General features: G+C 69.5%; 27 protein-coding genes and 1 riboswitch. Of the genes, 3 read left to right on the forward strand and 24 right to left on the reverse strand.

Annotated elements, in window-relative coordinates; translation table 11 throughout:
- From argF to OED01_RS10425, 18 genes are all read right to left on the reverse strand, one after another.
- Complete coding sequence (gene argF / locus OED01_RS10340) at positions 1 to 924, reverse strand: ornithine carbamoyltransferase (RefSeq protein ID WP_264155196.1); 924 nt, start codon at positions 922 to 924, stop codon at positions 1 to 3.
- Complete coding sequence (locus OED01_RS10345) at positions 921 to 2,138, reverse strand: acetylornithine transaminase (protein WP_264155197.1); 1,218 nt, start codon at positions 2,136 to 2,138, stop codon at positions 921 to 923. Before OED01_RS10345 ends, argF begins: the two co-directional genes overlap by 4 nt.
- A complete protein-coding gene (argB, locus tag OED01_RS10350; protein WP_264155198.1) occupies positions 2,135 to 3,049 on the reverse strand; it encodes an acetylglutamate kinase in 915 nt (304 codons plus the stop codon). The genes OED01_RS10345 and argB overlap by 4 nt, the downstream gene beginning before the upstream one ends.
- Entirely contained in the window at positions 3,046 to 4,203 is a 1,158-nt protein-coding gene (argJ, locus tag OED01_RS10355; protein WP_264155199.1) for a bifunctional glutamate N-acetyltransferase/amino-acid acetyltransferase ArgJ, read from the reverse strand. The genes argB and argJ overlap by 4 nt, the downstream gene beginning before the upstream one ends.
- Positions 4,200 to 5,243: an N-acetyl-gamma-glutamyl-phosphate reductase gene (gene argC, locus OED01_RS10360; RefSeq protein WP_264155200.1), complete on the reverse strand. Its 1,044-nt coding sequence runs from the start codon at positions 5,241 to 5,243 to the stop codon at positions 4,200 to 4,202. Before argC ends, argJ begins: the two co-directional genes overlap by 4 nt.
- A gap of 218 nt (positions 5,244 to 5,461) precedes the next feature.
- A complete protein-coding gene (locus tag OED01_RS10365) occupies positions 5,462 to 6,436 on the reverse strand; it encodes an NAD-dependent epimerase/dehydratase family protein (protein ID WP_264155201.1) in 975 nt (324 codons plus the stop codon).
- A 46-nt stretch (positions 6,437 to 6,482) separates the two neighbouring features.
- Positions 6,483 to 8,630, reverse strand: coding sequence for a bifunctional hydroxymethylpyrimidine kinase/phosphomethylpyrimidine kinase (thiD, locus tag OED01_RS10370; protein ID WP_264155202.1), 2,148 nt, complete (start codon positions 8,628 to 8,630; stop codon positions 6,483 to 6,485).
- Positions 8,627 to 9,475 carry a hydroxyethylthiazole kinase gene (thiM, locus tag OED01_RS10375; protein ID WP_264155203.1) on the reverse strand — a complete coding sequence of 283 codons (849 nt, stop codon included), beginning with the start codon at positions 9,473 to 9,475 and terminating at the stop codon, positions 8,627 to 8,629. The genes thiD and thiM overlap by 4 nt, the downstream gene beginning before the upstream one ends.
- Positions 9,466 to 9,559, reverse strand: a riboswitch (TPP riboswitch). (Overlaps the previous gene by 10 nt.)
- Positions 9,560 to 9,583: 24 nt before the next feature.
- On the reverse strand, positions 9,584 to 10,021 hold the full coding sequence (locus OED01_RS10380) for a cupin domain-containing protein (protein WP_264155204.1): 438 nt from the start codon (positions 10,019 to 10,021) through the stop codon (positions 9,584 to 9,586).
- Complete coding sequence (locus OED01_RS10385; RefSeq protein WP_264155205.1) at positions 10,018 to 10,614, reverse strand: pyridoxine/pyridoxamine 5'-phosphate oxidase; 597 nt, start codon at positions 10,612 to 10,614, stop codon at positions 10,018 to 10,020. The genes OED01_RS10380 and OED01_RS10385 overlap by 4 nt, the downstream gene beginning before the upstream one ends.
- A gap of 23 nt (positions 10,615 to 10,637) precedes the next feature.
- The gene (locus tag OED01_RS10390) at positions 10,638 to 11,798 is read right to left on the reverse strand and encodes a glycoside hydrolase family 3 N-terminal domain-containing protein (RefSeq protein ID WP_264155206.1); all 1,161 of its coding nucleotides are present in this window, start codon (positions 11,796 to 11,798) and stop codon (positions 10,638 to 10,640) included.
- A gap of 206 nt (positions 11,799 to 12,004) precedes the next feature.
- Positions 12,005 to 14,500, reverse strand: a complete 2,496-nt coding sequence (gene pheT / locus OED01_RS10395; protein WP_264155207.1) for a phenylalanine--tRNA ligase subunit beta — start codon at positions 14,498 to 14,500, stop codon at positions 12,005 to 12,007.
- Positions 14,500 to 15,540: a phenylalanine--tRNA ligase subunit alpha gene (gene pheS / locus OED01_RS10400; RefSeq protein ID WP_264155208.1), complete on the reverse strand. Its 1,041-nt coding sequence runs from the start codon at positions 15,538 to 15,540 to the stop codon at positions 14,500 to 14,502. Before pheS ends, pheT begins: the two co-directional genes overlap by 1 nt.
- 41 nt (positions 15,541 to 15,581) lie before the next feature.
- Positions 15,582 to 16,499 (reverse strand): amino acid ABC transporter permease, encoded by a 918-nt coding sequence (locus OED01_RS10405; RefSeq protein ID WP_264155209.1) that lies wholly within the window; start codon positions 16,497 to 16,499, stop codon positions 15,582 to 15,584.
- On the reverse strand, positions 16,496 to 17,143 hold the full coding sequence (locus tag OED01_RS10410; RefSeq protein ID WP_264155210.1) for an amino acid ABC transporter permease: 648 nt from the start codon (positions 17,141 to 17,143) through the stop codon (positions 16,496 to 16,498). Before OED01_RS10410 ends, OED01_RS10405 begins: the two co-directional genes overlap by 4 nt.
- Positions 17,144 to 17,208: 65 nt before the next feature.
- Positions 17,209 to 18,114, reverse strand: coding sequence for a glutamate ABC transporter substrate-binding protein (locus OED01_RS10415; protein WP_264155211.1), 906 nt, complete (start codon positions 18,112 to 18,114; stop codon positions 17,209 to 17,211).
- Positions 18,115 to 18,159: 45 nt separating this feature from the next.
- A complete protein-coding gene (locus OED01_RS10420) occupies positions 18,160 to 18,909 on the reverse strand; it encodes an amino acid ABC transporter ATP-binding protein (protein ID WP_264155212.1) in 750 nt (249 codons plus the stop codon).
- Between the two features lie 80 nt (positions 18,910 to 18,989).
- Positions 18,990 to 19,802, reverse strand: a complete 813-nt coding sequence (locus tag OED01_RS10425) for a TrmH family RNA methyltransferase (protein ID WP_264155213.1) — start codon at positions 19,800 to 19,802, stop codon at positions 18,990 to 18,992.
- Between the two features lie 92 nt (positions 19,803 to 19,894).
- On the opposite strand from OED01_RS10425, the gene OED01_RS10430 reads away from it, so the two are divergent.
- Positions 19,895 to 20,314: a DUF2809 domain-containing protein gene (locus tag OED01_RS10430; protein WP_264155214.1), complete on the forward strand. Its 420-nt coding sequence runs from the start codon at positions 19,895 to 19,897 to the stop codon at positions 20,312 to 20,314.
- A gap of 51 nt (positions 20,315 to 20,365) precedes the next feature.
- On the opposite strand, the gene rplT is transcribed toward OED01_RS10430, so the two are convergent.
- From rplT to infC, 3 genes are all read right to left on the reverse strand, one after another.
- Positions 20,366 to 20,752, reverse strand: a complete 387-nt coding sequence (gene rplT / locus OED01_RS10435; protein ID WP_243232623.1) for a 50S ribosomal protein L20 — start codon at positions 20,750 to 20,752, stop codon at positions 20,366 to 20,368.
- 33 nt (positions 20,753 to 20,785) lie between these two features.
- Entirely contained in the window at positions 20,786 to 20,980 is a 195-nt protein-coding gene (gene rpmI / locus OED01_RS10440; protein ID WP_017828564.1) for a 50S ribosomal protein L35, read from the reverse strand.
- A 75-nt stretch (positions 20,981 to 21,055) separates the two neighbouring features.
- Positions 21,056 to 21,706 (reverse strand): translation initiation factor IF-3, encoded by a 651-nt coding sequence (infC, locus tag OED01_RS10445; RefSeq protein ID WP_264155215.1) that lies wholly within the window; start codon positions 21,704 to 21,706, stop codon positions 21,056 to 21,058.
- Positions 21,707 to 21,933: 227 nt separating this feature from the next.
- Here infC and OED01_RS10450 point away from each other — a divergent pair, with 227 nt between their 5' ends.
- The gene (locus tag OED01_RS10450; protein ID WP_264155216.1) at positions 21,934 to 22,320 is read left to right on the forward strand and encodes a DUF1844 domain-containing protein; all 387 of its coding nucleotides are present in this window, start codon (positions 21,934 to 21,936) and stop codon (positions 22,318 to 22,320) included.
- Between the two features lie 15 nt (positions 22,321 to 22,335).
- Here the strand turns inward: OED01_RS10450 and OED01_RS10455 are convergent, their stop codons facing one another.
- The 3 genes from OED01_RS10455 to priA are packed head-to-tail and all read right to left on the reverse strand — an operon-like array spanning position 22,336 to position 24,298.
- A complete protein-coding gene (locus OED01_RS10455; RefSeq protein WP_264155217.1) occupies positions 22,336 to 22,743 on the reverse strand; it encodes a hypothetical protein in 408 nt (135 codons plus the stop codon).
- Positions 22,744 to 22,758: 15 nt separating this feature from the next.
- Positions 22,759 to 23,568 carry an SseB family protein gene (locus OED01_RS10460; protein WP_264155218.1) on the reverse strand — a complete coding sequence of 270 codons (810 nt, stop codon included), beginning with the start codon at positions 23,566 to 23,568 and terminating at the stop codon, positions 22,759 to 22,761.
- Positions 23,552 to 24,298: a bifunctional 1-(5-phosphoribosyl)-5-((5-phosphoribosylamino)methylideneamino)imidazole-4-carboxamide isomerase/phosphoribosylanthranilate isomerase PriA gene (priA, locus tag OED01_RS10465; RefSeq protein ID WP_264155219.1), complete on the reverse strand. Its 747-nt coding sequence runs from the start codon at positions 24,296 to 24,298 to the stop codon at positions 23,552 to 23,554. The genes OED01_RS10460 and priA overlap by 17 nt, the downstream gene beginning before the upstream one ends.
- A 98-nt stretch (positions 24,299 to 24,396) precedes the next feature.
- Here priA and OED01_RS10470 point away from each other — a divergent pair, with 98 nt between their 5' ends.
- The gene (locus OED01_RS10470; RefSeq protein ID WP_264155220.1) at positions 24,397 to 25,530 is read left to right on the forward strand and encodes a MinD/ParA family ATP-binding protein; all 1,134 of its coding nucleotides are present in this window, start codon (positions 24,397 to 24,399) and stop codon (positions 25,528 to 25,530) included.
- Positions 25,531 to 25,546: the final 16 nt, after the last annotated feature.

A 25,546-nucleotide genomic window follows, 5' to 3' on the forward strand; every position in this document is an offset into this window, starting at 1 on the left:
TCAGTCCTGACGCAGCAGCCAGACCAGCAGTGCCTTCTGGGCGTGCAGACGGTTCTCCGCCTCATCCCACACGACGCTCTGCGGACCGTCGATCACCTCGGAATCCACCTCGTACCCGCGGTCGGCAGGCAGGCAGTGGATGAAGATCGCATTCGGATCGGCGATCTTCATGGTCTCGGTGGTGACCTTGTACCCGCCGAGATCGCGGATGCGTGCCAGCTTCTCCTCTTCCTTGCCCATCGACACCCAGGTGTCGGTGACGACCACGTCCGCGCCAGCCGCCGCCTCATGCGGATCGGTGTACAACGCGATCGAACCGCCGGTCTCGGCGGCTCGGCGATCGGCTGCCTCCACGATGTCCGCTCGCGGCGCGTACTCGGCCGGGGACGCGATGCGCACGTGCATGCCGGCAGTGACGCCCGCGAGAGCGTAGGAGTGCGCCATGTTGCTCTGGCCGTCGCCGAAGAACGTCAGGGTCAGGCCCTTGAGTTCTCCCTTGTGCTCGCGGATCGTGAGCAGGTCGGCCAGCAGCTGGCAGGGGTGGAAGTCGTCCGAGAGGGCGTTGACGACCGGCACGCGTGTCCCTGCGGCCATCTCCTCGAGCCCGGCCTGCGCGTAGGTGCGCCAGACGATCGCGGCGACCTGCCGCTCGAGCACCCTGGCGGTGTCGGACGGGGTCTCCTTGCCGCCGAGCTGGCTGCTCGCGGTGGTGATGATGAGCGGCGAGCCGCCCAGATCCGCGATGCCGACCGCGAACGAGACGCGAGTGCGGGTGGAGGACTTGTCGAAGATGACCGCCACGGTCTGCGGGCCGGCGAGGGACTTGTCGGCCCAGCGGTCCTTCTTCAGCTCGACGGCGAGGTCGAGGATCTCGGCCTGCTCGGCCGGGGTCAGGTCGTCATCGCGCAGCAGGTGGCGGGTCATGCGGAAACACCTTCGGTCTCGGATGCCGCGAGCAGCGCCTGCACATCGGCGAGCGAAGCGGCGAACAGGGTCTGGAACTCTTCGATCTCGGCGTCGCCGATGTTCAGCGCCGGCGCGATGCGCACGCTCTCGGGATTCGCGGCGTTGATGATCAGGCCGCGCTCCTGCGCCGCCGCGACGACGGCACCGGCGACCGGTGCGCTCAACGCAACACCGATCAGCAGGCCCTGGCCGCGGGTGCCGGTGACGAGCGGCGAGTCGATCTTCTCGATGACCTCGCGCAGCTGCGCGCCTCGAGCGGCCGCGTTCTCGACGAGGCCGGCGCGCTCGATCTCGGCGAGCACGGCATCGGCCACGGCGGTGGCCAGCGGGTTGCCGCCGAAGGTCGACCCGTGCGAACCCGGCGTGAACAGCGCGCTGGCCGCGCCGAAGGTCACGAGCGCGCCGATCGGGAAGCCGCCTCCGATGCCCTTGGCGAGCGTGATGGCGTCCGGCGTGATGCCCTCGTGGCTGTACCCGAACCAGGCACCGGTGCGCCCGGCTCCGGTCTGGATCTCGTCGACGATGAGCAGCGCGCCGTGCTTGAGCGTCAGCGATCGGGCGGCGGCGAGGTAGCCCTCGGGGAGCTCGACCACACCGGCCTCGCCCTGGATGGGCTCGACGATGACGGCCGCGACGCGGTCGTCGATCGCACCCTCGAGCGCCTCGATGGTCGCGGGGATGTGCTCGACGCCGCCGGGCATCGGCTCGAAGGGCGCGCGCATGGCGGCCTTCGCCGTCATGGCGAGCGATCCCATGGTGCGCCCGTGGAACGCGTTCTCGAGGGCGATGATGCGCGGGCGCTCGTCGCCGCCGTGCAGGCGGGCGAGCTTGAACGCCGCCTCGTTCGCCTCGGCACCGGAGTTCGAGAAGAACACCCGGCCGTCGATGCCTGCACCCGCGAGGCGCTTGAGCCGTGCGGCGAGCGCGAGCTGCGGCGGCGTCGCGAAGTAGTTCGACACGTGTGCGAGCGTCGCGGCCTGCCGCGAGACGGCCTCCACGAACACCGGATGCGCGTGGCCGAGCGACGTCACGGCGATGCCCGCGAGGAAGTCGAGGTAGCGTCGGTCGTCGCCGTCGTACAGGTACGAGCCCTCACCACGGGTGAGCAGCGCCAGCCGATCCCCCGCGTTGAGCACCAGATCGCGTGCGGCGTCCTCCTGCCAGACGGTCATGCCTTCGTCCTCTCTCCCGCGACCACTTCGGTCCCGATTCCCTTGCTCGTGAACAGTTCGACGAGGACCGAGTGCGGCACTCGCCCGTCGATGATGGCCGCGGCGTCCACGCCGCTCTCCACGGCATCCAGACACGCCCGCATCTTGGGGATCATGCCGGATTCGAGCGTCGGCAGCATGTCGATCAGGTCGCCGGACGTGATGTGGGACACCAGCGAGTCGCGGTTCGGCCAGTCGGCGTAGAGCCCGGGGACGTCCGTGAGGATGACGAGCTTGCGTGCCCCGAGAGCCGTCGCGAGAGCGGATGCCGCGGCATCCGCGTTGACGTTCAGCGACTGACCAGGGTGGTCGAGATCGGGCGCGATGCTCGAGACGACGGGCACCCGCCCGGACGCGAGGTGATCGAGGACGGGGGTGGGGTCGACCTGGACGACGTCGCCGACGCGGCCGAGATCCACCTCCTCGCCGTCGATGACGACGCCGCGGCGCCGACCGCCGAACAGGCCGGCGTCCTCACCGCTCAGCCCGGTCGCGATGGGACCGTGCGAATTGATCCGCCCGACCAGCTGCGGGTTCACCTGACCGGTCAGCACCATCCGGACGACGCTGATCGCCTCGGTGTTGGTGACCCGGTACCCGCCCTTGAACTCGCTCGGGATCTCGAGGCGGTCCAGCATGTCGGAGATCTGCGGTCCGCCGCCGTGCACGACGACCGGCAGCACACCGACGTAGCGGAGGTAGGCGATGTCCTGCGCGAACGCGTCCTGGAGCTGGTCGGAGACCATCGCGTTGCCGCCGTACTTGACCACGACGATCTGATCGCGGAACTTCTTCAGCCACGGCAGCGACTCGATGAGGGTCGATGCCTTCTCGGCCGCGATGTCCGGTGTGGTGTCCTGGAGATCCGTCATGAGGAGTACGCGCTGTTTTCGTGGACGTAGTCGTGGGTGAGGTCGTTCGTGAGGATCGTGGCCTCGGCGTCGCCGACCTTGAGGTCGATGAGTACGTCGGTCGCCCGCGGTGCGAGGTCCACCTCTTCGCGCGGACGGTCGGGCCCACCTGCCGTGCACACCCGCACCCCGTTCATCCACACGTCGACGTCGTACGGGTCGAACTGCGCGCTCGTCGTGCCGATCGCGGCCAGGACGCGCCCCCAGTTCGGATCGTTGCCGAAGATCGCGGCCTTGAACAGGTTGTTGCGCGCCACCGAGCGTCCGACGTCGACGGCCTCCTGCTCGCTGACGGCGTTCGTCACACGGATGGTGATGTCGTGGCTCGCACCCTCGGCATCGCCCTGCAGCTTGACCGCCAGTTCCTGGCAGAGCTCGCGCAGGGCGGCGGCGAACTCCTCGAGATCGGGCTTGACGCCGCTCGCACCGTTGGCGAGGAGCGTCACCTGATCGTTGGTGGACATGCAACCGTCCGAGTCGAGCCGGTCGAAGGTCGTCCCGGTGGCCGCGCGGAGCGCGGTGTCGGCCTCGAGCGCCTCCAGATCGGCATCCGTCGTGAGCACGACGAGCATGGTCGCGAGCCCCGGGGCGAGCATGCCAGCACCCTTGGCCATGCCGCCGATGGTCCAGCCGTCGCGCGAGACGACAGCGGTCTTGGCGACCGTGTCCGTCGTCATGATCGCCTGTGCTGCGGCATCCCCGCCCTCGTCGGACAACTCCGAGATCGCCTGCTCCGTACCGGCGAGCACCTTGGAGCGGAACTCGTCGTCACCGGTGCCGATGAGGCCCGTCGAGCACACCAGGACGTCGCCGGCGCTGATGTCGAGCAGCTCGGCCACCTTCTCGGCGGTCTGGTGCGTGGTCTGGAAGCCGAAGGTGCCGGTGAAGCAGTTCGCGCCACCGGAATTGAGCACGACGGCCTCGACGATGCGGTCCTGGATGACCTGCTGCGACCAGATGATCGGGTTCGCCTTCGCGCGGTTGCTCGTGAAGACGGCGGCACCGACCTTGCGCGGGCCGCGGTTGACGACGACGGCGACATCGGGCTTGCCGGTGGACTTCAGGCCGGCGGCGACTCCGGCCGCCTCGAATCCTGCGGGGGCGGTGACGCTCACGGGGCGACTCCATTCACGGTGAGGGCGCGGGACTCCGGGAGGCCGAGCGCGATGTTCATGGACTGGATGGCGGCACCGGCGGTGCCCTTGACGAGGTTGTCGACCGCGGTGACGACGGTCACCCGGTTCGCGGCACGGTCGATCGCGATCCCCATCAGCGCGGTGTTCGCGCCGAGGACGTCAGCGGTCCGGGGGAACTGTCCCTCGGGCAGCAGCTGCACGAAGGTCTCGTCGCCGTACGCGCTCTGCCAGGCGTCCCGGATCTGCGCGTCGCTGACGTCGCCGGCGATCGGGGCGGTCGAGGTGGCCAGGATGCCGCGGGACATCGGGACCAGCACCGGCGTGAACGAGATCCGCGGGTCGGTGCCGCCGGCGGCGATCAGCGCCTGCTGGATCTCGGGGATGTGCCGATGGGTGCCTCCGACCGCGTACGGGTTCGCGGTGCCGAGGATCTCGCTGCCCAGCAGATTGGTCTTCAGGCTCTTGCCTGCCCCCGAGGGCCCCACCGCGAGGACCGACACGATGTCGGTCGGGTCGATGACGCCTGCTGCGACGCCGGGGACGAGGCTGAGACTCACGGTCGACGCGTTGCATCCCGGGGCGGCGATGCGGCTGGCGCCGCGGAGGTGTTCGCGCTGCTTCACGCCTTCCACGAGCAGCTCGGGCACGCCGTACGTCCACGCGTCGTGGAACGCGCCGCCGTAGAAGGCATCCCAGGACGCCTGCGAGGTGAGCCGGTGGTCGGCACCGGCGTCGATCACGAGCGGGACGTCCCCTAGGGCATCCGTGTACTGGCCGGACTGACCGTGCGGAAGCGCGAGGAACACGATGTCGTGCCCGGCGAGGATCGCGGGCGTGGTGTCCTGCAGGTCCAGATGAGCGAGCGAGCGCAGGTGCGGCTGGTGCTGGATCAGCGGCTGGCCGGCATTCGAATGCGCGGTCACGGTGCGGATCTCGATATCGGGATGATCGGCCAGCAGGCGCAGGATCTCGCCGCCCGCATAGCCGGATGCGCCGGAGACGGCGACGGTATACGTCATGGTTCCACCTTAACGGTCGGGATGGTCGTCGACGGAGGCGGCGACGCTCACAGCCGTGCCCGTACAGGGCGCATGGCGCGAGGGTCGCCTAGAGTCGGCGGCCGCCGCGGCGTCGGCGCACCGGAGCGACGCTCGGGACGAGCGTCAGCGAAGCGGGTGCGGCCGAGGGCATGCCGCGACGGTAGCGCCCGCGGCGCAACCGGCGCAAATCCGGGACGTCATACGTGTCGCGGCGAGCGCAGCTCATCCAGCAGATCGGCCTCTTCGGCGCGCGTCAGCCCCGCACGCCGCGTGCGGTCGGTGCCGCGCTCGCGCTCGTCAGCGACGACTTCCACGATCGTCTCGTCCAGCGGGGTGAGGGACCCGCCTCCGTCGAGGAACGCTCGATTCGCGTGGCGCATGAAGCCGGTCATCTCCGCGGGCAGCCACAGCGGCAGCGACCGATCCCCCATCCAGTGGGCGACCCCGTGTGCGGTCAGCCACTCGGCGTCCGCCTCGACGACGTCGCCCGTGTGGCTGGTGCGCCGGCGGACTCGCGTGAGCACATCGGCGAGCGGCTGAGGGTCGCCGACCGCGTTGACGATCGAGCGACCGCCGCCCGCGACGACGAACGCTGCGACGTCATCGACGTCGATCACCTGGGTCCAGCGGTCTGCGAGCGGCGGGACGAGCACCGGCTGAGAACCCGCGCGGTCGAAGGCCGCAGCCCAATAGCCGAATCGGTCGCTCGGGTCGCCCGCTCCGACGATCAGACCGGGCCGGATGATGCGGAAGCGCTCGTCGAGCGCCCGCACCGCGTCCTCCGCCGCCGCCTTCTGCCCGGCGTAGTCGTCCTGGTCGTCCGGCGCCGCGGCGTGCAGCGGGGCTGACTCGTCGGCTCCCACGGTCGCCTCGTCCGCGTACACGGAAACGGACGAGACGTACGTCCACCGCCCGGCGCGCGTACCGAGCGCGTCGACGGCCGCACGGACGTGGCGTGCACGCGATGACACATCGACGACCTCGTCCCAGTCCCGACGCAGCACGTCGTAGGCGGAGGCGTCATCCCGGTCCCCTGCCACGAGCACGGTGCCTCGGGGAACCGGCCGCGCTCCCCGTGCGAGGCACGTCACGCGCGCGCCGGCATCCCGCCATCGTCGCGCGACGCGGCCGGAGAGCCAGCCGGTTCCCCCCAGGATCAGCACTTCCGTCATACGCCCATGTCAGCATGCCGGCTGCGGTGATGGGAAGCGTTTCCGTTCAGAGCAGAGCCGGGTCAAGCGGTGCGGCGAAGAACTGCAGCTCCAACGCGCTCGAGCGCTCGAACGCCCGGAACATCCTCGCCCTCGTCTCGGCCCCGGATACGGCGGCCGTCTCCATGACGTACGCGATCGCCTGCGCGGTCGCCGCCTCGAACGCCGGGTCCGCATAGGTGGCGAGCCATGAGGCGTACGGATGCCGCGGATCGCGCGCGTACGCGCCGAACTCGCCCGCGTGCAGACGCCGGCCGAGGTCCGTGTACAACCAGAAGCACGGCAGGACCGCTGCGATCAGCTCGGCGTACTCGCCCCCGAACGCGACGGAGCGCAAGTGGTCCAGATACGCCGTGGTGGTCGCGGACGGTTCGGCGCGGAACGTCGCCGATGTGACCCCGCGATCCGGGGTCAGCCACGACGCGTGCAGCTCGAGTTCGCCGACGATCGACCCATGGGCGGAGTTGGCCCAGAACGCCTGCTCTGCAGAGGTCGGTGCCCGCCGCGCCGCCTCGGCGAGGACCCGCGCGTATTCACGGAGGTACAGCGCGTCCTGACCGAGATAGAACACGAACGGCTCGCGCTCGAGCGTTCCGTCGGCGAGGCCGCGGATGAACGCGAGCTCGTCGATGCCGTCGCGGATGCCGCGGATGCGGACCCACCAGTCGTCGGCGATCTGCGCTGACGACGGGCGGGTCTCGAGGCCGCCTCTGCCCCACAGCCCCGCGAAATGGTTGATCGGGCCGTGGCCGGCGCCGACGCGCAGCGGATCGCTCTCCCGGATCGACTCGCGCAGCCAGGTCCGAGCCCCCGCGACCGCCTGTCGCGGGTCATCCCCGCCTGCGAGCCGCGTGGCGACCGCGGACGACAGCGAGCATCCGGTGCCGTGCGTGTTGGCTGTCGCGATCCGCGCACCGGGGAACTCGTGCACAGTGACCCTGTCGGCGTCGACGAGCGCGTCCGGGGCCTCGTCTCCCGGAAGGTGACCGCCCTTGACCAGGACGGCGGCACCGATGCGCTCCGACAGCGTCCGTGCCGCGGCGAGCGCGTCGGTCCAGCCGTCGACCGCGCGACCTGCCAGGACCTCGAGCTCGGCGAGGTTCGGCGTCACCAGGTGCGAGCGCGTGAGGAGTGCGCCGAGGGCCTCTTCGGCATCCGCGTCGAGAAGTCGGTCGCCGCTCGTGGCGACCATCACCGGATCCACGACCACGATCGCCGGCCGCTGCGCGTCGAGCCAGTCGATCACGGTCCGGATCACGTCGGCGTTCGCAAGCATGCCGATCTTCACCGCGTCGATCACGATGTCGTCCGAGAGCGCATCGAGCTGGTCGCGGAGGAAGGAGGGCGGCGGCACGTGCACGGCCCGCACGCCCTGCGTGTTCTGCGCGGTCAGCGCGGTGACGGCTGCCATGCCGTAGCCGCCGTTCGCGGCGATCGACTTGAGATCCGCCTGGATCCCCGCGCCGCCGGACGGGTCGCTGCCGGCGATGCTCAGCACCCGCGGCGCGGACCCTGAACGCCAGCGCCGCACGAACTCGGCGGCCGCGGTGCGCGGGTCGTCCGCGGCGCAGAGCGCCGACACGACCGCGACACCGGCCGCTCCCGCATCCCGCAGAGCGATGGTGTCGTCGAGTCCGACGCCGCCGATCGCGACGCACGGCAACGGACTCGCGACGGCGAACGCCTGGAACCCGTCGATCCCGAGCGGCGCAGGATGGTCGGGCTTCGTGCGGGTGGGGCGGATGACGCCGACGCCGAGATAGTCCACGGTTCCCGCGGGCAGCGCGCGCACGGCTTCCAGATGCGCCGGGTTGTTGGCCGTCAGGCCGATGAGCGCATCCGGGCCGAGCAGCTCTCGGGCGCGGATCACGGAGGCGTCGCGCTGTCCGAGGTGCACGCCGTCCACGCGCGCGCCCAGCGCACGCGCAGCGAGCGCCGCCTCGAGGCGATCATTCACGACGAGCGGCACGCGTCCGTCGATCACCTGCGACAGTGCGACGAGCTGGGCCGTGATCTCGGCATCCGTCGCCGTCTTGTCGCGCAGCTGGACGATGCGCACGCCGCCGTCCACGGCCTGCCTGACCGTCTCGACGACGCCGCGTTCGCCGCAGAGCGCAGGGTCGGTCACGAGGTAGAGCGACAGGTCCACGGTCATCGGGTCGCCTCCTCGATGCGTGCCGCGACGGCGAGGTCGTCCGAGTCGATGGCGGCGAGCGCGTCGAGCAGGGCGACGGCGAAGGTCCCTGGGCCCTCGGCTCGGGTCGCCGCCCGCTCGGCGGCGATCGTGTACACCAGGTTCGCGGCGGCGACGGCCGTCAGCGCGTCGGCATCCGACTCCCGAGCGGTGCCGAGGAACGCGGCCATCACCGCACCGAGCGCGCATCCGCCGCCCGTCACCCTCGTCAGCAGGGCATCACCGTTCGCGATGCGGATCACCCGCCGGCCATCCGTGATCAGATCCACAGGACCCGACACTGCGACGACGCTGCTGTGACGCTCGGCGAGCGTGAAAGCGGCGTCCGCGGCGGCATCCGTCGTGTCGGTCGTATCGACGCCGCGCCCGCCACTGCCGACACCTGCCAGGGCGAGGATCTCGGACGCGTTCCCACGGATCGCGGTGGGGCGCAGCGCGACGAGCTCGTGGGCGAGACCGGTGCGCACGGGCAGGACACCGATCGCCACAGGGTCAAGCACCCATGGTGTACCGCCCTCGGCGGCTCCGTCGACCGCTTCTCGGGCGGCCGCGCGCTGTTCGGATCGCGGAGAGCCCAGGTTGATGAGCATCCCGGACGCCATCGAGGCGAACATCCCTGCCTCGTCGACGATGTCGACCATGGCGGGGGCCGCACCGAGGGCGAGCAGCACGTTCGCGGTGAAACCGGTCACCACCGCGTTCGTGATGCAGTGGGTCAGCGGAGGAGCCGCGCGCAGCTCCTCGAGGAGGGTCGCGGCCTCGGTCACGAGGCCGGTTTCGGAAATCGGACGCAGAAGATCGCTCAACGCGACATCCCTTCGCTAGTACGAACTAGATCAGGTTCGACGGGTCTGTTCTCAGCCGCGGTCGCGGCACCCCGTGTCACTGCCTCGCAGTCTAGTGCGACCGATCGGTCATCCCTTCGCCCACGGCATCGGACGACCCTCGGCGCGCTCCGAGTCGTCGGGCAGGTGCGGGAGCTGCTCGCCGCCGGCGCGGATGCACAGCCAGCGCAGTTCGCCGTCGCTGTCCGGCCGCGCACGCCATGTGCGCCAGACGCCCTGGCCGACGCGGATGACCGTGCCCGCCTCGACCTCGACGACGTCGTCGTCCAGTCCCATCTGTCCGCGTCCGGCGAGGAACACGTACAGCTCTTCGACACGCTCGTGCGTGTGCCAGTAGCCGGCTTCCTCGCCCGCTAGCAGGGCGTTGGCGGTCATGCCGATGTACTGCATCGTCAGCTCGTGATCGACCACGCGACGTCCGTCGCGCGAACGCGACGGCGCGAATCCGCCGAAATGGTCGCGCCATGCGTCCGGTGCTCCGATGCTGATCACTTCGTAGTCGCTCATGCGATGCGCTCTCCGCTCTGCTGTGGTTCGGTGTGGCCGGTGGCGATGCGGTGGGTCCAGCCCGTGTCTGTCCGCTCGTACACGAGGCGCAGATGCCGTCGATCGACGGCCCCCTGCCAGAATTCGACGCGATCGGGGACGAGCCGCCAGAGCAGCCAGTCCTCCGGGGCGATGCCGTCGCGCGCGGCGGGCGACCGCGCGGCGAGATCCGCCGCACTGTCGGCGGCATCCGCCTGGACGACCGAACCGCGCACCCGTACGGCGCGCATCACCGGCTGCCACCAGAAATCCAAGGCGGCCACCGGCCGCGCGGCCAGCTGCTCGGCCTTTCGGGACGCGCGATGACCGGCGAACGCCCAGCCGCGGCCTCCGACGTCCTTGAGGATCACGGTCCTGGCGTCCGGTGCTCCCTCCGCATCGACGGTCGCGAGCGTCATGGCGTGCGGCTCAGGGACGCCGGCCTGGACCGCTCCGACGATCCACTCGACGAACAGCGTCTCCGGATCGTCCGGCACGGCGGCCGGATCCGGATCCGGAGGTGTGCCGGTGAGCGAGGGCAATCCGCGCAGCCAGTCGGCCGGAGAAGTCGTCATGCGTCCATCCTGGCGCAGGCGGCTCAGGTGCGGGCCGCGTCGGCGAGTGCCGCCACGCGTGCCGCCGCCTCGGACACGCGAGCCGCGAAGCGGGGATCCGACTCGGCGCGGACCACCAGGGCATCGATGATCAGCCCCGCTGTCTCAGGAGTGGACCCGGCGATCGTCAGCACCATGTCCGCGCCGGCGGCGACCGCGGTGACGGCGTTCGCGACGGGGTCGGCATAGGCCGGATCGCCGGACGAGAGCAGCATGCCGAGGTCGTCGGTCACCGCGACGCCCTCGAACCCGAGTTCGTCGCGGAGCACGCCGTACCACTCCGGCGACAGCGTCGCCGGAAGCGGGGACACCTCGGTGAACCTCAGGTGCCCCATCATGACGAGCTCCGCACCGGCGTCGATGCCGGCGCGGAACGGAAGCGCGTCGACGGTTCGCCATTCGGCCAGCCCCATCCCGGTCGTCGGGATGCTGTGGTGCGAGTCCCCCTCGGCCGCGCCGTGCCCGGGGAAGTGCTTGAGGGTCGTGGCGACGCGTCCGCGCTCCCCCGCGACGATGGCCGCGACACGATCGGCGACCGCCTGCGCGTCGGTGCCGTAGGACCTGCTGTGGATGAAGGAGCCGTCGGAACGCGGCACGTCGGCGACGACGCCGAAGTTGATGTCGATCCCCGCGTCGTCCAGCAGTTGCGCCCGAGCGGCGAACGCGGTCTGGGCGGCTGCGGGCTCCTCGCTCTTCAACGTGCGGGCGGAGGGCAGCTGATCCCAGGGCACACGGGCGACCGCGCCGCCCTCCTGATCGGTCGCGATCAGGGCATCCGCGGATGTCGCGTGCACGGCGTCCGTGAGCGCGCGCAGCTGCTCCGGCGCACCGGGGACGTTGTTGCCCATGAGGATCAGCCCTCGCGGTCCGCCTGCGGCATACGCGGAGAGCGCCGCCGAATCGGTGCCGGCCGCATACCCCATCACGATGAGCGCGGCCCGTTCGCGCAACGGCATCCGGTCGACGCGTTCCGCGGCCTGCTCGAGCGGGGTCCTCGGAGTCGGTGACGGTGTCGGCGTCGAGGTCGCCGATGGCGGCGCTGACGCGTTCGGCGACGGCTGCGCGTCCGGTGCGCATGCCGCAAGACCGAGGCCCAGCGACACCAGCACCGCGACGGACAGGAGGCGTCGCCGTGAGATCGTCATGCATCCATCCTGCGCTACTCGCTCGCTCGTCGAGCGATTACGGCGAAGCGACCGAGACGAACGGAGTCACTGCTGCTCAGCGATCCGCCCGTTTCGGCTCGCTTCGCTCGCTCAACGAACGAGGGGGTGTGGTACCCGGCTCGCCTCGCCGCTCAACGAACGAGGGCTGGGGCCTCGTGCCTTCGCCACTGAACGAACGAGACAGGTCACTCCCGCAGGGTCGCTCCGAAGCGCTCGGCGGCGACGGCGACTCCGGCGAGCTTCGCCTCGGTCGCCTCGGCAGCGGTCAGCGTGCGGTCCGGCGCGCGGAAGCGGAGGGCGAACGTCAGGCTCTTCGTGCCATCGGGAAGCCCCTCGCCACGGTAGTCGTCGACGAGTCGCAGCGATTCGAGCAGGTCTCCGGCGCCCTCTACGAGCGCCGCGCGCACATCGCCTGCGGCCGCTGCGGCCGGCACGACGAGCGAGACGTCCTGCGTCGCCGCGGGGAACGTCGACAGGCTCTCCGCCACGACACCGGCGCCCGCGAGCTCCAGGATGCCGTCGAGATCCAGTTCGAGCACGACGGCGCGTCCTGGCAGATCGGCGTCGGCGGCGACGTTCGGATGCAGTTCACCGACATAGCCCACCTCGGCGCCGCGCACGCTCAGCACTCCGGTGCGCCCGGGGTGCAGCGCCGCGCGCTGCCCCTGCACGACGTCGATCTCGACGCCGGCGGCCACGGCGATCACCTGTACCGCATCCAGCGCCTCGCTGAGCCCGTACGCCTCGGCCGCACGGCCGGGCTGCCGAGCAGTCACGTTGCCGGCGAACAGGGCCGCGATGTGGCGGCGCTGTGGCGGGATCGAGGCGTTCAGAGCGGCGAGCGTCTCGTCCGTGGGCCGCTCACCGAGCGGCGGCACTTCCTCCGTGCCGTACCGGACGTCGGCCTCGGGGAGGAACACGATGCCCGCCTCGAAGATCGCGATGTCGGTCAGTCCTCGTGCGATGTTGCGGTGCGCGATCTGCAGGAGGCCGGGAACGAGCGAGCGGCGCAGGAACGGCGCCTGTCCGTCGAGCGCGTTGGCCAGGCGGATGCTGGGAAGGTGCTCCCCCGTCGCCGATCCGTGCAGGTCGTTGTGCGCCTCGGTCGTGAACGGGAACGCCGGGGTCTCGACGAGGCCGGCGGCGGCGAGGGCGTTCGCGACGCGTCGGCGGCCGTGCTGCATCGCCGTGAGTCCTCGGCCGGACGGCGGCGTCGGAAGAACCGACGGGATGCGGTCGAGCCCGTGGATGCGGGCGACCTCCTCGGCGAGCGTCCACTTGTCGGTGAGGTCAGGGCGCCAGCTCGGCGGGATGACGAACCAGCCGTCCGAGGTCTCCGCGACCTCGGCGCCGATCGTCTCGAGGGCGTCGACGATCTCGGCATCCTCGTAGTCGACGCCGATCAGCCCCGGCACGAACTCGGCCGGAAGGTCGATCCCGGCGATCTCCACCTCGGTGTACAGCGCTCCACCGACCTCATCGAGCGTGCCTCCGGCGAGCTCGACCATCAGGTCGGCGACGCGACGTGCCGCCACGAACGGGATCAGCGGGTCGACGCCGCGTTCGAAGCGCTTGGACGCCTCGCTGGGCAGCTTGTGCCGTCGCGCCGTACGGGCGATCGACACCGGGTCGAAGTTCGCGGCCTCGATGAGGACGTTACGCGTCTCGTCGCTCATCTCGGTCGTTCCGCCGCCCATGACGCCGGCGAGACCGATGGGACCCGAGTCGTCGGTGATCAGCAGGTCCTCAATGTGCAGGCTGCGCTCCTGACCGTCCAGGGTCGTCATCTTCTCGCCCTGCTGAGCGCGACGCACCGTGATGCCGCCGGACAGCTTGTCCAGGTCGTAGCCGTGGATCGGGTTGCCGAGTTCGAGCATGACGTAGTTGGTGATGTCGATCAGCACGCCCAGCGAGCGGATGCCGGCGAGCGCCAGACGAGCCACCATCCACGGCGGGGTCGGACGAGAAGGATCGACGCCGCGGACCACGCGCACCACGAACTCCTGCACCGCGGGCGCATCGCGCAACGGTTCAGCCGTGACGGCGAGCGGGAAGCCGGTGCCGGGGGCGACCTCGTCCCACTCGTGCTCCGCCGGGTCGCGGAAGTCGGCCCCGGTGGCGTGACCGTACTCGCGTGCGACGCCGCGGATCGAGAACGCGTAGCCGCGGTCGGGCGTGACGTTGATCTCGACGGCGACGTCGTCCAACCCCAGCAGGGCGAGCGCGTCGACGCCGACCTCGGGGTCGAGCCCCAGCGAGGACAGGATCAGGATGCCGTTGTGCTCGTCGCCGAGGCCCAGCTCCCGCGCCGAGGCGATCATGCCGTCGGAGACGTGACCGTAGGTCTTGCGCGCGGCGATCGGGAACGGACCGGGGAGCACGGCGCCGGGCAGGGTCACGACGACCTTGTCGCCGACGGCGAAGTTGCTCGCGCCGCACACGATGCCGCGCGGTTCGGCTTCGCCGACATCCACCTGGCACCACCGGATCGTCTTGCCGTTGGACTGCGGCTCCTCCTCGAACGAGAGCACCTGTCCGACGACGACGGGGCCGGAGATCTCGAAACGGTGGATCTCCTCCTCCTCGAAGCCGACCGCGACGAGCGCCGCGAAGACGTCCTCAGGCGCGGCATCCGGTGCCACATCCACGTACTCACGCAACCACGAAAGCGGGACGCGCATCACACCACCATCCCGAACTGCTCGCTGAAGCGGACATCACCTTCGGCCATGTCGCGCATATCCTTCACATCGCTGCGGAACATCAGGCCCCGCTCGATCCCCATGCCGAACGCGAATCCGCTGTACTCGTCGGGGTCGATGCCCGCGGCACGCAGCACGTTCGGGTTCACCATTCCGCAGCCGCCCCACTCGATCCAGCGTGCACCGCCCTTGAAGGTCGGGTGCCACAGGTCCAGCTCAGCGGACGGTTCGGTGAACGGGAAGTAATTGGTGCGGAAGCGCGTCTTGGCCTCCGGGCCGAACAGCTGCCGAGCGAAGTGGTCGAGGGTGCCCTTCAGATGAGCCATCGTGATCCCCTTGTCGATCACGAGCCCCTCGAACTGGGTGAACACCGGCAGATGCGTCGCGTCGAACTCGTCGGTGCGGTACACGCGACCGGGGCACAGCACGTAGATCGGCACCTCGCGGTCGAGCATCGTGCGCACCTGCACGGGGCTCGTGTGCGTCCGCATCACGAGGTGGCGCGAGGTCGGGTCGACGTAGAACGTGTCCTGCTCCTGACGGGCGGGGTGATCCACGTCGAAGTTCAGGGCGTCGAAGTTGAACCACTCGTGCTCGAGTTCCGGTCCCTCCGCGATCTCCCAGCCCATCCCGACGAAGATGTCGCACACCTCGTCCTGCAGCAAGGTGAGGGGATGCCGCGCACCCACGCGCGTGCGGGAGGACACCGCCGTGATGTCGACGCGCTCCGCCTCCAGGCGTGCGGCGGTCTCAGCCTCGGCCAGCTCGGCCTCCTTGGCGGCGAGCGCCTGGGTGACCCGGCCGCGGCCCTGACCCACGAGCTTGCCGAAGGTCGCCTTGTGCTCGGGGGCGACCTGGCGCATCGAGGCGTTCAGGACCGCCAACGGCGACCCCTCCCCCACGTGCGCCGCGCGCGCGGCCTTCAGCTCTGCGGTGCTGGCAGCGGCGCCGATCGCGTCGAGCGCTGCTGCGACGGCGGTCTCCACCGCCTCGGGCGTGATCTCAGGTACGTCTGACACGAGAGACGAGTCTACCGGCGCGCGGTGAGCGCGCCGTGCCGTCAGCCGCCCGTCGTGGTCCCGTCGTACTTGCCCGCGCCCTTCTGAAGGGCGATGGCCTCGGTGAGAGTCGACTCGTCGTCCGCCGCCGGGTTGTGGGCCGTCGCGATGGCCCGCAGCTTCGGCGATCGGCGCGTGCGGATCTCGACGTACTTCGCGATGCCGGAGAGGATCAGACACATGATGATGTAGATGCCGCCGATGACGAACGCCGCCTGCAGGATGGGACGGCCCTGCTGCGAACCGAGCAGCTTGGCGAAGTACAGCAGTTCGGGGTACGTGATGATGAACCCGAGCGCGGTGTCCTTCATCGTCACGACGAGCTGGGCGACGATGACCGGCAGCATCGCCCGCACGGCCTGCGGCAGCAGGATGAGTCGCATGACGCCGCTCTTGCGGAGGCCGATCGCGTAGCCGGCTTCCTTCTGACCCCGTGGGAGCGCCTCGACGCCCGCACGCAGCACCTCGGCGAGCACCGACCCGTTGTAGACCATCAGCGCGATGACGACCGCCCAGTACGGCGGCATCTTCACACCGATCACGGGGAGGCCGTAGTACAGCAGCATCATGAAGACGAGCACGGGGACAGCGCGGAAGAACTCCGTGACCACGGTGACCGGCACGCGGATCCACGCGTGGTCGGAGAGTCGACCGATCGCGAGGATGAAACCGAGCGCCAGGCTGAGCACCGCCGCGACGGCGAACGCGGCGAGCGTGCGCCCCAGGGCCTCGAAGATCTGCATCCACACGGCCGAGAAAGTGAAGACGTACCAGCGGTCGGCGTCGAACTGCCCGCTCTTCCAGAACTGGTAGATCATGAACCCGAGGACGGCGAGCACCAGGAGGACGGTGCCGATGCCGATCAGCCTGTTGCGGATGATGGCCTTGGGACCCGGCACGTCATAGAGCACGGAAGTCATCGCGCGATCCTCCACTTGTTCTCGAGATAGCGCTGCAGCCAGCTGAGCAGCAGGACGAGGGCGACGAAGATGACGGCGACCCAGAGCAGCACGACCAGGGCGTTCTCGCCGCGTTCGCTGAGATTCGAGCGGACCGCTCCGAGCTCGACGACCGAGAATCCGGCCGCGACCGTGGTGTTCTTGAGCAGAGCGATGAAGACGCTCATCATGGGCGGCACGACCGAGCGGAACGCCTGCGGGAGCACGACCAGGCTCATGACCTGCCCGAACGGGAGACCGAGCGCCCGCGCGGCCTCTGCCTGACCGACCGGCACGGTGTTCACGCCGGCGCGGAGGACCTCCGCGACGTAGGTCGCCGTGTAGATGCCGAGGGCGAAGACGCCCAGCACCGTCGGGTCGACCCGCGGGAGGCCCAGCTGCGGGTATCCGAAGATGAAGAAGAAGAAGACGAGCGTCAACGGGGTGTTGCGCACCAGGTTCACATAGACCGTGCCGACCGCACGGGCGATGGGCACCGGAGCCACCCGCATCGCGCCGACGATCACCCCGATGACGAGCGCGAGCGCGCCGCCGGCGAAGAACAGCACCACGGTGTTGCGCAGGGCTATGCCCCAGATGTCCAGGTTGTCGAAGATGACGTTCACGCCGCCGTCCTCCCCTTCTGAGAGTCAGAGAGGGGGCGACCCGTGCGGGCCGCCCCCTGCGTCGGTCAGTCGACCGCGGGCTGCTCGACTTCGATTCCGGAGGAACCGAGGTTCTTGTCGAAGATCGCCTGCCAGATGTCTCCGCCGTCCGTGAAGAGCGTGTTGATGTGCTCCTGCAGCACCGCGTCGCCCTTCGCGAGGCCGACGCCGTAGCGCTCCTCTGTGAACGGCTCCCCGACGACCTTGAGGTTGTCGGGGTCCTGCGCGGCATAGCCGATCAGGATGGCCTGATCGGTCGTGACCGCCTGGACGCCGCCGTTGAGGAGCTCCTCGACGCATGCGGAGTACAGGTCGAACTCGCGCGTGGGGACCTCGGGGTAGTTCTCCTTGATGTTCTGGATCGGCGTGGAACCCGTCGCCGAGCAGACGGTGGTGTCGGCGCTGAGGTCCGCTTCGCTCTCGATGTCGCTGTCCGCGCCGACGAGCAGTCCCTGACCGGTGATGAAGTAGGGACCGGCGAAGTCGATCTGCTCCTTGCGCTTGTCGGTGATCGAGTACGTGCCGACGTAGTAGTCGACGTCGCCGTTCACGAGTGCCTGCTCGCGGTTCGCCGAGGCGATGGCCTTGAACTCGATCTGGTCCTCGTCGTACCCGAGCGAGGCGGCGATCCAGCGGGCGATGTCGACGTCGAAGCCGGTACGCTCTCCCGTCGTGACGTCGAGGTAGCCGAGACCGGGCTGGTCCTCCTTGACGCCGATGATGACGCCGTCGCGCGAGGTCATGTTGTCGAACGTCGGGCTGCCCTCGAGCGTGACGTCGTCGGCGACCTCGAACCAGGTCGTCTCCTCGGCGGCGTCGCCGCCGTCGGTGTCGCCGCCCGGGTCGGACGGGGTGCCGCTGTTGCAGGCGGTCAGCGCGAGCAGTGCGGCTGCCGCGACCCCGATCCCTGCCAGTGTCCGTGTGCGTCGCATGTGCGTCTCCTTCGTGTGCCGTGTGTGCAGATGGGTCAAGGGGAGTCAGTGGGTGAGGAGCTTCGAGAGGAAGTCCTTGGCGCGGTCGCTCTTCGGGTTCGTGAAGAACTCCTCGGGCGTCGCCTCCTCGACGATCTTCCCGTCCGCCATGAAGACCACGCGGTTCGCCGCCTTGCGGGCGAAGCCCATCTCGTGCGTCACGACGATCATCGTCATGCCGTCGCGGGCGAGCTCGACCATGACGTCGAGGACCTCGTTGATCATCTCCGGGTCCAGGGCGCTGGTGGGCTCGTCGAACAGCATGACCTTGGGGTTCATGGCCAGTGCGCGCGCGATGGCGACGCGCTGCTGCTGTCCACCGGAGAGCTGAGCCGGGAGCTTGGACGCCTGCTGGGCGACGCCGACCCGCTCGAGCAGGAGCATCGCCTCCTTCTCGGCATCCGCCTTCTTGAGGCCGCGGACCTTGATCGGGCCGAGCGTGACGTTCTCGAGGATCGTCAGGTGGGCGAACAGGTTGAAGGACTGGAACACCATGCCCACGTCCGCGCGCAGGTGGGCGAGGCCCTTGCCCTCGGCGGGCAGCTCCTTGCCGTCGATCGAGATCTTGCCACTCGTGATCGTCTCGAGTCGGTTGATCGTGCGACACAGCGTGGACTTGCCGGACCCGGAGGGGCCGATAACGACGACGACCTCTCCTCTGTTGACGGTGAGGTTGATATCCGTCAGCGCCTGGAAGTCACCGTAATGCTTCTGAACGTTGTCGACGACGACAAGGGGTGCACCAGTCTCGGTCATGAACCCCACACTAGGAGTCGGCAGGGCCCTGGACCAGTGCGGAATCGCCCGAGTTACATAGTTGTAACCCGGATGCGCGCTCAGCGCGCGGCGGCTGCGCGCTGCGTGAAGGCGCTCTCGTACAGGCACACGCTCGCAGCCGTGGCGAGGTTGAGCGATTCGGCACGTCCGAAGATCGGCAGCTTCAACGCGCGATCGGCGAGAGCGAGCGAGGCGTCCTCGAGCCCCCGGGCCTCGTTCCCGAACAGCCACGCGGTCGGGCCGTCCAGGGCGCCCTCCGCGCGAGCGGCGAGCAGGTCATCGCCCTTCACGTCGGCCGCGAGCACCGTGATGCCGGCCGCACGCGCGCGCGTCACGACGTCGACGAGATCGCCGCCGACGGAGACAGGGAGGTGGAAGAGCGAGCCGGTCGTCGCCCGGACGACCTTCGGGTTGTACGGGTCGACCGTGCGGCCGGTGAGGACCACGGCATCCGCACCTGCGGCGTCCGCGGCACGGATGATCGTGCCGAGGTTGCCCGGGTCCCGCACCTCTTCGCAGATGGCGATGAGACGCGGGGACGATGCGAAGATCTCCTTCACGGCGGTCGGGGTCTGCTGCACGACGGCGACCAGGCCCTGCGGCGTGACCGTGTCCGCCATCGCGTTGAGCACGTACTCGGTGACGTACTCCACCTCGACGTCATGCTCGGCCGCCTTGGCCCGGATGTCCGGATGCCGCTCCCAGCCGGTCGGGGTCGCGAAGAGTTCGACGATCGCGTCCGGTCGATACGACAGCGCCTCGCGCACCGCCTGCGGACCCTCCAAGAGGAACAGGCCCGTCTCGGTGCGGGCACTGCGCTTGGTGAGTTTGGCGACCGCGCGCACACGGGGGGACCGGGGATTCTCCAGCACGGTCTCAGTCTAGGGACAGCAGCGATGCTTCCGCGCACGGATGAACGCTGTTCACTCGGCGTCCACGCAGTTGCGCGGGTTAGTGTGCCCGGGTGCCTCCTGCCGACCACCGCTCCCCGACGCCCCGGCGGGTCGCCGTCGGCTCGATCGCGGTGGTCACGATCGCTGCGGGACTGCTCGTGCACCGGTTCGGTTCAGGCCTCGCCGGCGACGTGATCGGCGACGCGCTCTACGCCGTCCTCGTCTACCTGGTGCTCGTGCTGCTCGCGCCGCGTGCTCCCCGTCGGATGATCGCCGCCCTGGCCCTCATCCTGTGCGCGACGGTCGAGTTCCTGCAGCTCACGGGCATCCCCCGCGACGCGGCGGACGTGTTCCCCCCGGCCGTCCTGGTGCTCGGTGCCGGGTTCGACCAGCGCGACCTGCTCGTCTACGCCGCCGCGGTGGTTCTCGCGCTGCTGTTGGATGCCGGCATCTCCCGGTCAGCCGCCCGCGGCCGGCGCCGGCCGCACTGAGACGAGGAACGGGCGCCCTCCCGAAGGAGGACGCCCGTTCTCGAAGGATGCTTACGCAGCCGACTTCGGCGCGTTCACGTCCGAAGGCAGAGCCTTCTTGGCCGTCTCGACGAGCGAGGCGAACGTGGCGGGCTCGTTCACCGCGAGCTCAGCGAGCATGCGGCGGTCGACCTGCACACCCGCGAGGCCGAGGCCCTGGATGAAGCGGTTGTACGTGATGCCGTTCTGGCGGGCCGCAGCGTTGATGCGCTGGATCCACAGACGGCGGAAGTCGCCCTTGCGCTTGCGACGGTCGCGGTACGCGTAGACGAGGGAGTGAGTGACCTGCTCCTTGGCCTTGCGGTAGAGGCGCGAACGCTGACCGCGGTAACCGGACGCGCGCTCGAGGATGACGCGACGCTTCTTGTGGGCGTTGACCGCCCTCTTGACTCTTGCCATTTTCCTGTATTCCTGTTCGTGCGTTCGGTCGCGTCAGCGACCGAGAAGCTTCTTCGCGACCTTGGTGTCAGCCTTCGACAGCACCTGGTCCTGGTTGAGGCGGCGGGTGCGACGGCTCGACTTGTGCTCGAGGTTGTGGCGCATACCGGCCTGCTGCTTCTTCAGCTTTCCGCTTCCGGTGATCTTGAAGCGCTTCTTCGCACCCGAGTGGGTCTTCTGCTTCGGCATCTTCTCTTCCTTCGTATGGCGCCTTCTCAGGCGACGGTGTTCACCCGCGCAATGCGGGAGTATGTGGGGCGGGCGTTACTCCGCGGCAGCCTCGTCCACGGCATCCGTGGTCTTGGCCTCGCGGGCGGCCTGCTTGTTCGCGGCGCGCTGCGCGTCGCGGACGGCGTTCTGCTCGGCCTTCGCCTCGGACTTGTTCTTCAGCGGAGCGACGACCATGACCATGTTGCGTCCGTCGATCGTGGGGTTGGACTCCACGGTTCCGAACTCGGCGACATCCTCCGCGAACTTGCGGAGCAGACGCACACCCTGATCGGGGCGGGACTGCTCGCGCCCGCGGAACAGGATCATCGCCTTGACCTTGTCTCCGGCCTTCAGGAAGCCCTCGGCACGCTTGAGCTTCGTCGTGTAGTCGTGAGCCTCGATCTTCAGACGGAAGCGGACTTCCTTGAGGATCGTGTTCGCCTGGTTGCGGCGAGCTTCCTTCGCCTTCTGGGCAGCCTCGTACTTGAACTTGCCGTAGTCCATGATCTTGACCACGGGCGGCTTCGAGTTGGGGGCAACCTCGACGAGGTCGAGGTCGGCTTCCTGCGCGAGGCGCAGCGCCGCCTCGATGCGGACGACGCCGATCTGCTCACCCGCGGGTCCGACGAGGCGGACCTCGGGGACGCGGATGCGCTCATTGGTGCGGGGATCGCTGATGCGGAACTCCTTAGACGATGGTTTCAAGCCACCAGGATGCCGTCAGCATCCCGGGCGAAATCAGAATCGTCTCCCACCCACCGGCATCCAGACGCCGGCTGGCACCCTGTCTACCGGTCGTCCTTGCGAACGGAACCGGTGGAGTGCAAGACCCGGTAGCCTGGAACGGCAAGCGCGGGTGGGAAGTGAATCCTCTTTCGTACCGGAACAAAACGTTCCGGAGCCCGGCACAGTCTAACAGAAGGCAAGGCGAAGTGACGACTCAGGCAGCAGGCGACGACCACCGACACGACGAGTGGGCGAGGCAGGAGGATGCCGCGAGCTCCGCATCCCGCGATATCGCCGATGTCCCGGCCGTCGAGGTGATCACCACGACCGCGGTGCATCTCATGAGCGCGGCGGCCGTCAAGCTCGGCCTGGCCGACGACCCGGACACCCAGCTCGACCTCGACGAGGCGCGCAAGCTCATCAACGCGCTGGCCGGTCTCATCACCGCCGGAGCGCCGGAGATCAGCGACATGCACGCGCGCTCGCTGCGAGACGGCCTGCGGTCTCTGCAGCTGGCCTTCCGCGAGGCGTCGTCCATCCCCGACCCGATCGGCAAGGGTCCAGGCGAGAAGTGGACCGGGCCGGTCAACTGATCCGAGCGCCGCGCCTCACGGCGTCAGCACGATCGGGTCCGTCGCGGACGGGCCACCGCACGGAGCATCGGAGTGCTCCCAGTCGAGGTCGTGTTCGGCTTCGTCGAGCAGGCCGCCGTCGCCGGCGTACACCCGCACCGTGACGGCATCCGGCGCTGTCATACCGAGCTGGAAGACCCCGTCACCGTCGTGAATCGGCGTTCGCGCATCCGAAGGTGCGGTCGCCGTCGCGCCAGGTGCAGGTGAACACGCGGACGCGACGCACATCTGGACGAACACGTCGTCACCCAGCGCAGATGCGTCCACGGTGATCGCGTTGCTCCATCCGATCGCCGGGCACACCGCCTCGGCCTGGCAGGCCGTCGTGGGCAGCACGGCGGCGCACACGAGTGCGACGGACGCCATCGCCGGTCGCCCTCTCATGCGGCGAGCCTAGCGTCAGGCGGAGCGGCGGAGCTTCACTGTCAGGGAGTCGGCGAGGACCGCGATGCGGTCGTCGGCGGCCCAGCGCTGCGCAAGGCGGGAGAGGACGGCGTCCAGGACCTCGCGTTCGAGCCCGTCCACGAGTTCGAGGATCACGACGAGCTCCGGACCGCGCAGACGCGCCTCAGGGTCCCCAGCTGCGACGGCGACGTCGATGACGGCGAGTTCGTGGGCGACGCTCTCCTGGAGCGCGGAGAACACCTCGGGTGACAGGAAGCTCGGCTCCCAGGCGTGCCTTTGCGCGACGGCCCACACCGCAGGACGGCGGAGGACGAACTCGGTATCGCTGGTCGGATCCAGCACGATCAGGTCCGTGTCCTCGGACGAGGCGGCCAATGCGGCCCGCACGGCTTCGACGGGAATCGGACGCGCTGAGGCATCCCAGCGCTGCATCGTCTGCACCGAGGAGAAGACGGGTTGCACGCGGCGCCCATCCGGTGCAGCGACCGTCACGATCGACAGCTCCTGCGTCTTGTCGACGGCGAGTCCTGAAGGGGCGACACCCTCCTCCCCTTTCTCGGCGATCAGGGGGATCAGGACGCGGGACGTGCGGAAGGCATCGACGACCGCGACCTGACTGCCTTCACCGGCGCGGAAGCGCAGCAGCGCGTCCAGCAGCGCGGGGTCGGCGGATCCGTCGTCGGCCGCGTGCGGGTTCGCCTCGAAGCTGCGCCCTTCCCAGGGGACGCCGGCGGAATCGCCGCCCGGCAGACCCGTCCGATCGTCGCCGGCGCCGTGGTCGCAGGAATCAGTCCCCTGCGACATCCAGTGCCTCTGCCAGCGTGAACGCACCGGCGTAGAGCGCCTTGCCGACGATGGCGCCTTCGACGCCCAGGGGGACGAGCTCACGCAGCGCGGCGATGTCGTCGAGGTTCGCAATGCCTCCCGAGGCCACGACGGGCTTCGGCGTGCGCGAGGTCACCTCGCGCAACAGCTCGAGGTTGGGTCCTCGCAGCGTGCCGTCCTTCGTCACGTCGGTCACGACGTAGCGGCTGCAGCCGGCTTCCTCGAGTCGGTCGAGCACCTCCCAGAGGTCGCCGCCCTCCTCGGTCCAGCCGCGGGCGGCGAGCGTCGTGCCCCGCACGTCCAGGCCGACGGCGACGGCCTCGCCGTAACGGCTGATGACGTCGGCCGCCCACTCGGGGTTCTCGAGGGCCGCGGTACCGAGGTTGATGCGGGATGCTCCGGTTTCGAGCGCAGCCTCGAGGCTCGCATCGTCACGGATACCGCCGGAGAGCTCGACGTTGACGCCGCGGAACTGCTTGATCACCTTGCGCAGGATGCCGGCGTTCGAACCGCGCCCGAAAGCGGCATCGAGGTCGACGAGGTGGATCCATTCGGCGCCCTGATCGACCCACTCCCCCGCCGCGTCCAGCGGGTCGCCGTAGCTGGTCTCGCTGCCCGCCTCACCCTGGGTGAGACGCACCGCCTTGCCGCCTGCGACATCGACAGCAGGGAGAAGGGTCAGGCTGGGGGTTGACGCGAAGTCGTTCATGTCGTCCTCGGGTGGATGGAAGTGCACCGTTCGCGGGCACGAGAACCGAGGGTACTCGGCGTTCGGGGGAAGCCCAAATGCCGGTAGGCTCGTCGACGATGACCGGAGCTTCGAACGACCACCTGCCCGCGAACCCCGAGCGTGGGAACAGCGTCGACCAGTCGATGCCGTTGATCCAGTCGGTCCCCACGAATCCGGCGCCTCCGGCGCCGGTCGCCGCCGACGTCATGCCGCAGTATCACCGCAGCGCGGGCGCCGCTCAGACGAACGCGCCCGACGGCGCAGCCCCGGACCCTCGCACCAGGCGGGAGATGCGCGAGCGGCAGTCGTTCCTGCAGACCGAGCGGCCGGAGGAACCGGCGCGCGAGGGCGCACGCGGCGCGCTGAACCGGTTGGGCTTCAAAGTGCCGCCGAGCGCCGCGGAGCAGTCCGTCCGTGATGACGAGGTCGCCGTGAGCCAGCACTGGCCCGGCCCGCGGACGATCGCCGTCGTGAACGGCAAGGGTGGCGCGGGCAAGACGCCGACCACGATCCTGCTGGCCGCGGTCTTCGCCCGTTTCGGGGGCGCCGGCGTCCTGGCCTGGGACAACAATCAGACCCGCGGAACGCTCGGATGGCGCACCGAAGCGGGTGCGCATGATCGCACTCTGCTCGAAATGCTCCCTGAGGCCGAGCGCCTGCTCGGGACCGGCGCCCAGTCCGCCGACCTCGCACATTTCGTCCACCACCAGCCGCGTGAGAAGTACGACGTACTGCGATCGAAGCCGATCCGCCTCGCTCACGAGAACCGCCTCAATCCGGAAGACGTCGACGCGATCCACTCCGTCGCTGCCAAGTTCTACCGGCTGATCATCATCGACTCCGGTAACGACGAGTCCGATCCGATGTGGTTGCGCATGATCGATCACGCCGACCAGCTCGTCGTCGCGACCACGACCCGCGATGACCATGCGGAAGCCGGCGCACTGCTCCTGGAGGCTCTGGAAGAGCGGGACGAGCGCTCTGCCCGGCTCGCACGCCGGTCCGTCGTCGTCGTGTCGCAAGCGGATCCGAAGGCATCGTCCGCGGACGTCGCCCATGTCGTCGAGGGGTACCGCCCGCTTGCGCGCGATGTCGTCTCGATCCCGTTCGATCACGAGATCGTCGACGGTCATCTGCGCTACGGAGCGCTCGCGAAGCGCACGCAGCGTGCGTGGCTCACGGCCGCCGCATCCGTCGCCCGCGGGTTCTGACGCCGTCGGCAGGATC

The organism is Microbacterium sp. M28 (assembly GCF_025836995.1).
Lineage (GTDB): Bacteria > Actinomycetota > Actinomycetes > Actinomycetales > Microbacteriaceae > Microbacterium.

Coding starts and splice junctions, on each gene's coding strand:
- argF (WP_264155196.1), bottom strand. CDS start 924: ATGACCCGCCACCTGCTGCGCGATGACGACCTGACCCCGGCCGAGCAG.
- OED01_RS10345 (WP_264155197.1), bottom strand. CDS start 2,138: ATGACCGTCTGGCAGGAGGACGCCGCACGCGATCTGGTGCTCAACGCG.
- argB (WP_264155198.1), bottom strand. CDS start 3,049: ATGACGGATCTCCAGGACACCACACCGGACATCGCGGCCGAGAAGGCA.
- argC (WP_264155200.1), bottom strand. CDS start 5,243: ATGACGTATACCGTCGCCGTCTCCGGCGCATCCGGCTATGCGGGCGGC.
- OED01_RS10365 (WP_264155201.1), bottom strand. CDS start 6,436: ATGACGGAAGTGCTGATCCTGGGGGGAACCGGCTGGCTCTCCGGCCGC.
- thiD (WP_264155202.1), bottom strand. CDS start 8,630: ATGACCGTGGACCTGTCGCTCTACCTCGTGACCGACCCTGCGCTCTGC.
- OED01_RS10380 (WP_264155204.1), bottom strand. CDS start 10,021: ATGAGCGACTACGAAGTGATCAGCATCGGAGCACCGGACGCATGGCGC.
- OED01_RS10385 (WP_264155205.1), bottom strand. CDS start 10,614: ATGACGACTTCTCCGGCCGACTGGCTGCGCGGATTGCCCTCGCTCACC.
- OED01_RS10390 (WP_264155206.1), bottom strand. CDS start 11,798: ATGACGATCTCACGGCGACGCCTCCTGTCCGTCGCGGTGCTGGTGTCG.
- pheT (WP_264155207.1), bottom strand. CDS start 14,500: ATGCGCGTCCCGCTTTCGTGGTTGCGTGAGTACGTGGATGTGGCACCG.
- OED01_RS10405 (WP_264155209.1), bottom strand. CDS start 16,499: ATGACTTCCGTGCTCTATGACGTGCCGGGTCCCAAGGCCATCATCCGC.
- OED01_RS10415 (WP_264155211.1), bottom strand. CDS start 18,114: ATGCGACGCACACGGACACTGGCAGGGATCGGGGTCGCGGCAGCCGCA.
- OED01_RS10420 (WP_264155212.1), bottom strand. CDS start 18,909: ATGACCGAGACTGGTGCACCCCTTGTCGTCGTCGACAACGTTCAGAAG.
- rplT (WP_243232623.1), bottom strand. CDS start 20,752: ATGGCAAGAGTCAAGAGGGCGGTCAACGCCCACAAGAAGCGTCGCGTC.
- rpmI (WP_017828564.1), bottom strand. CDS start 20,980: ATGCCGAAGCAGAAGACCCACTCGGGTGCGAAGAAGCGCTTCAAGATC.
- OED01_RS10455 (WP_264155217.1), bottom strand. CDS start 22,743: ATGAGAGGGCGACCGGCGATGGCGTCCGTCGCACTCGTGTGCGCCGCC.
- OED01_RS10460 (WP_264155218.1), bottom strand. CDS start 23,568: ATGTCGCAGGGGACTGATTCCTGCGACCACGGCGCCGGCGACGATCGG.
- priA (WP_264155219.1), bottom strand. CDS start 24,298: ATGAACGACTTCGCGTCAACCCCCAGCCTGACCCTTCTCCCTGCTGTC.
- OED01_RS10470 (WP_264155220.1), top strand. CDS start 24,397: ATGACCGGAGCTTCGAACGACCACCTGCCCGCGAACCCCGAGCGTGGG.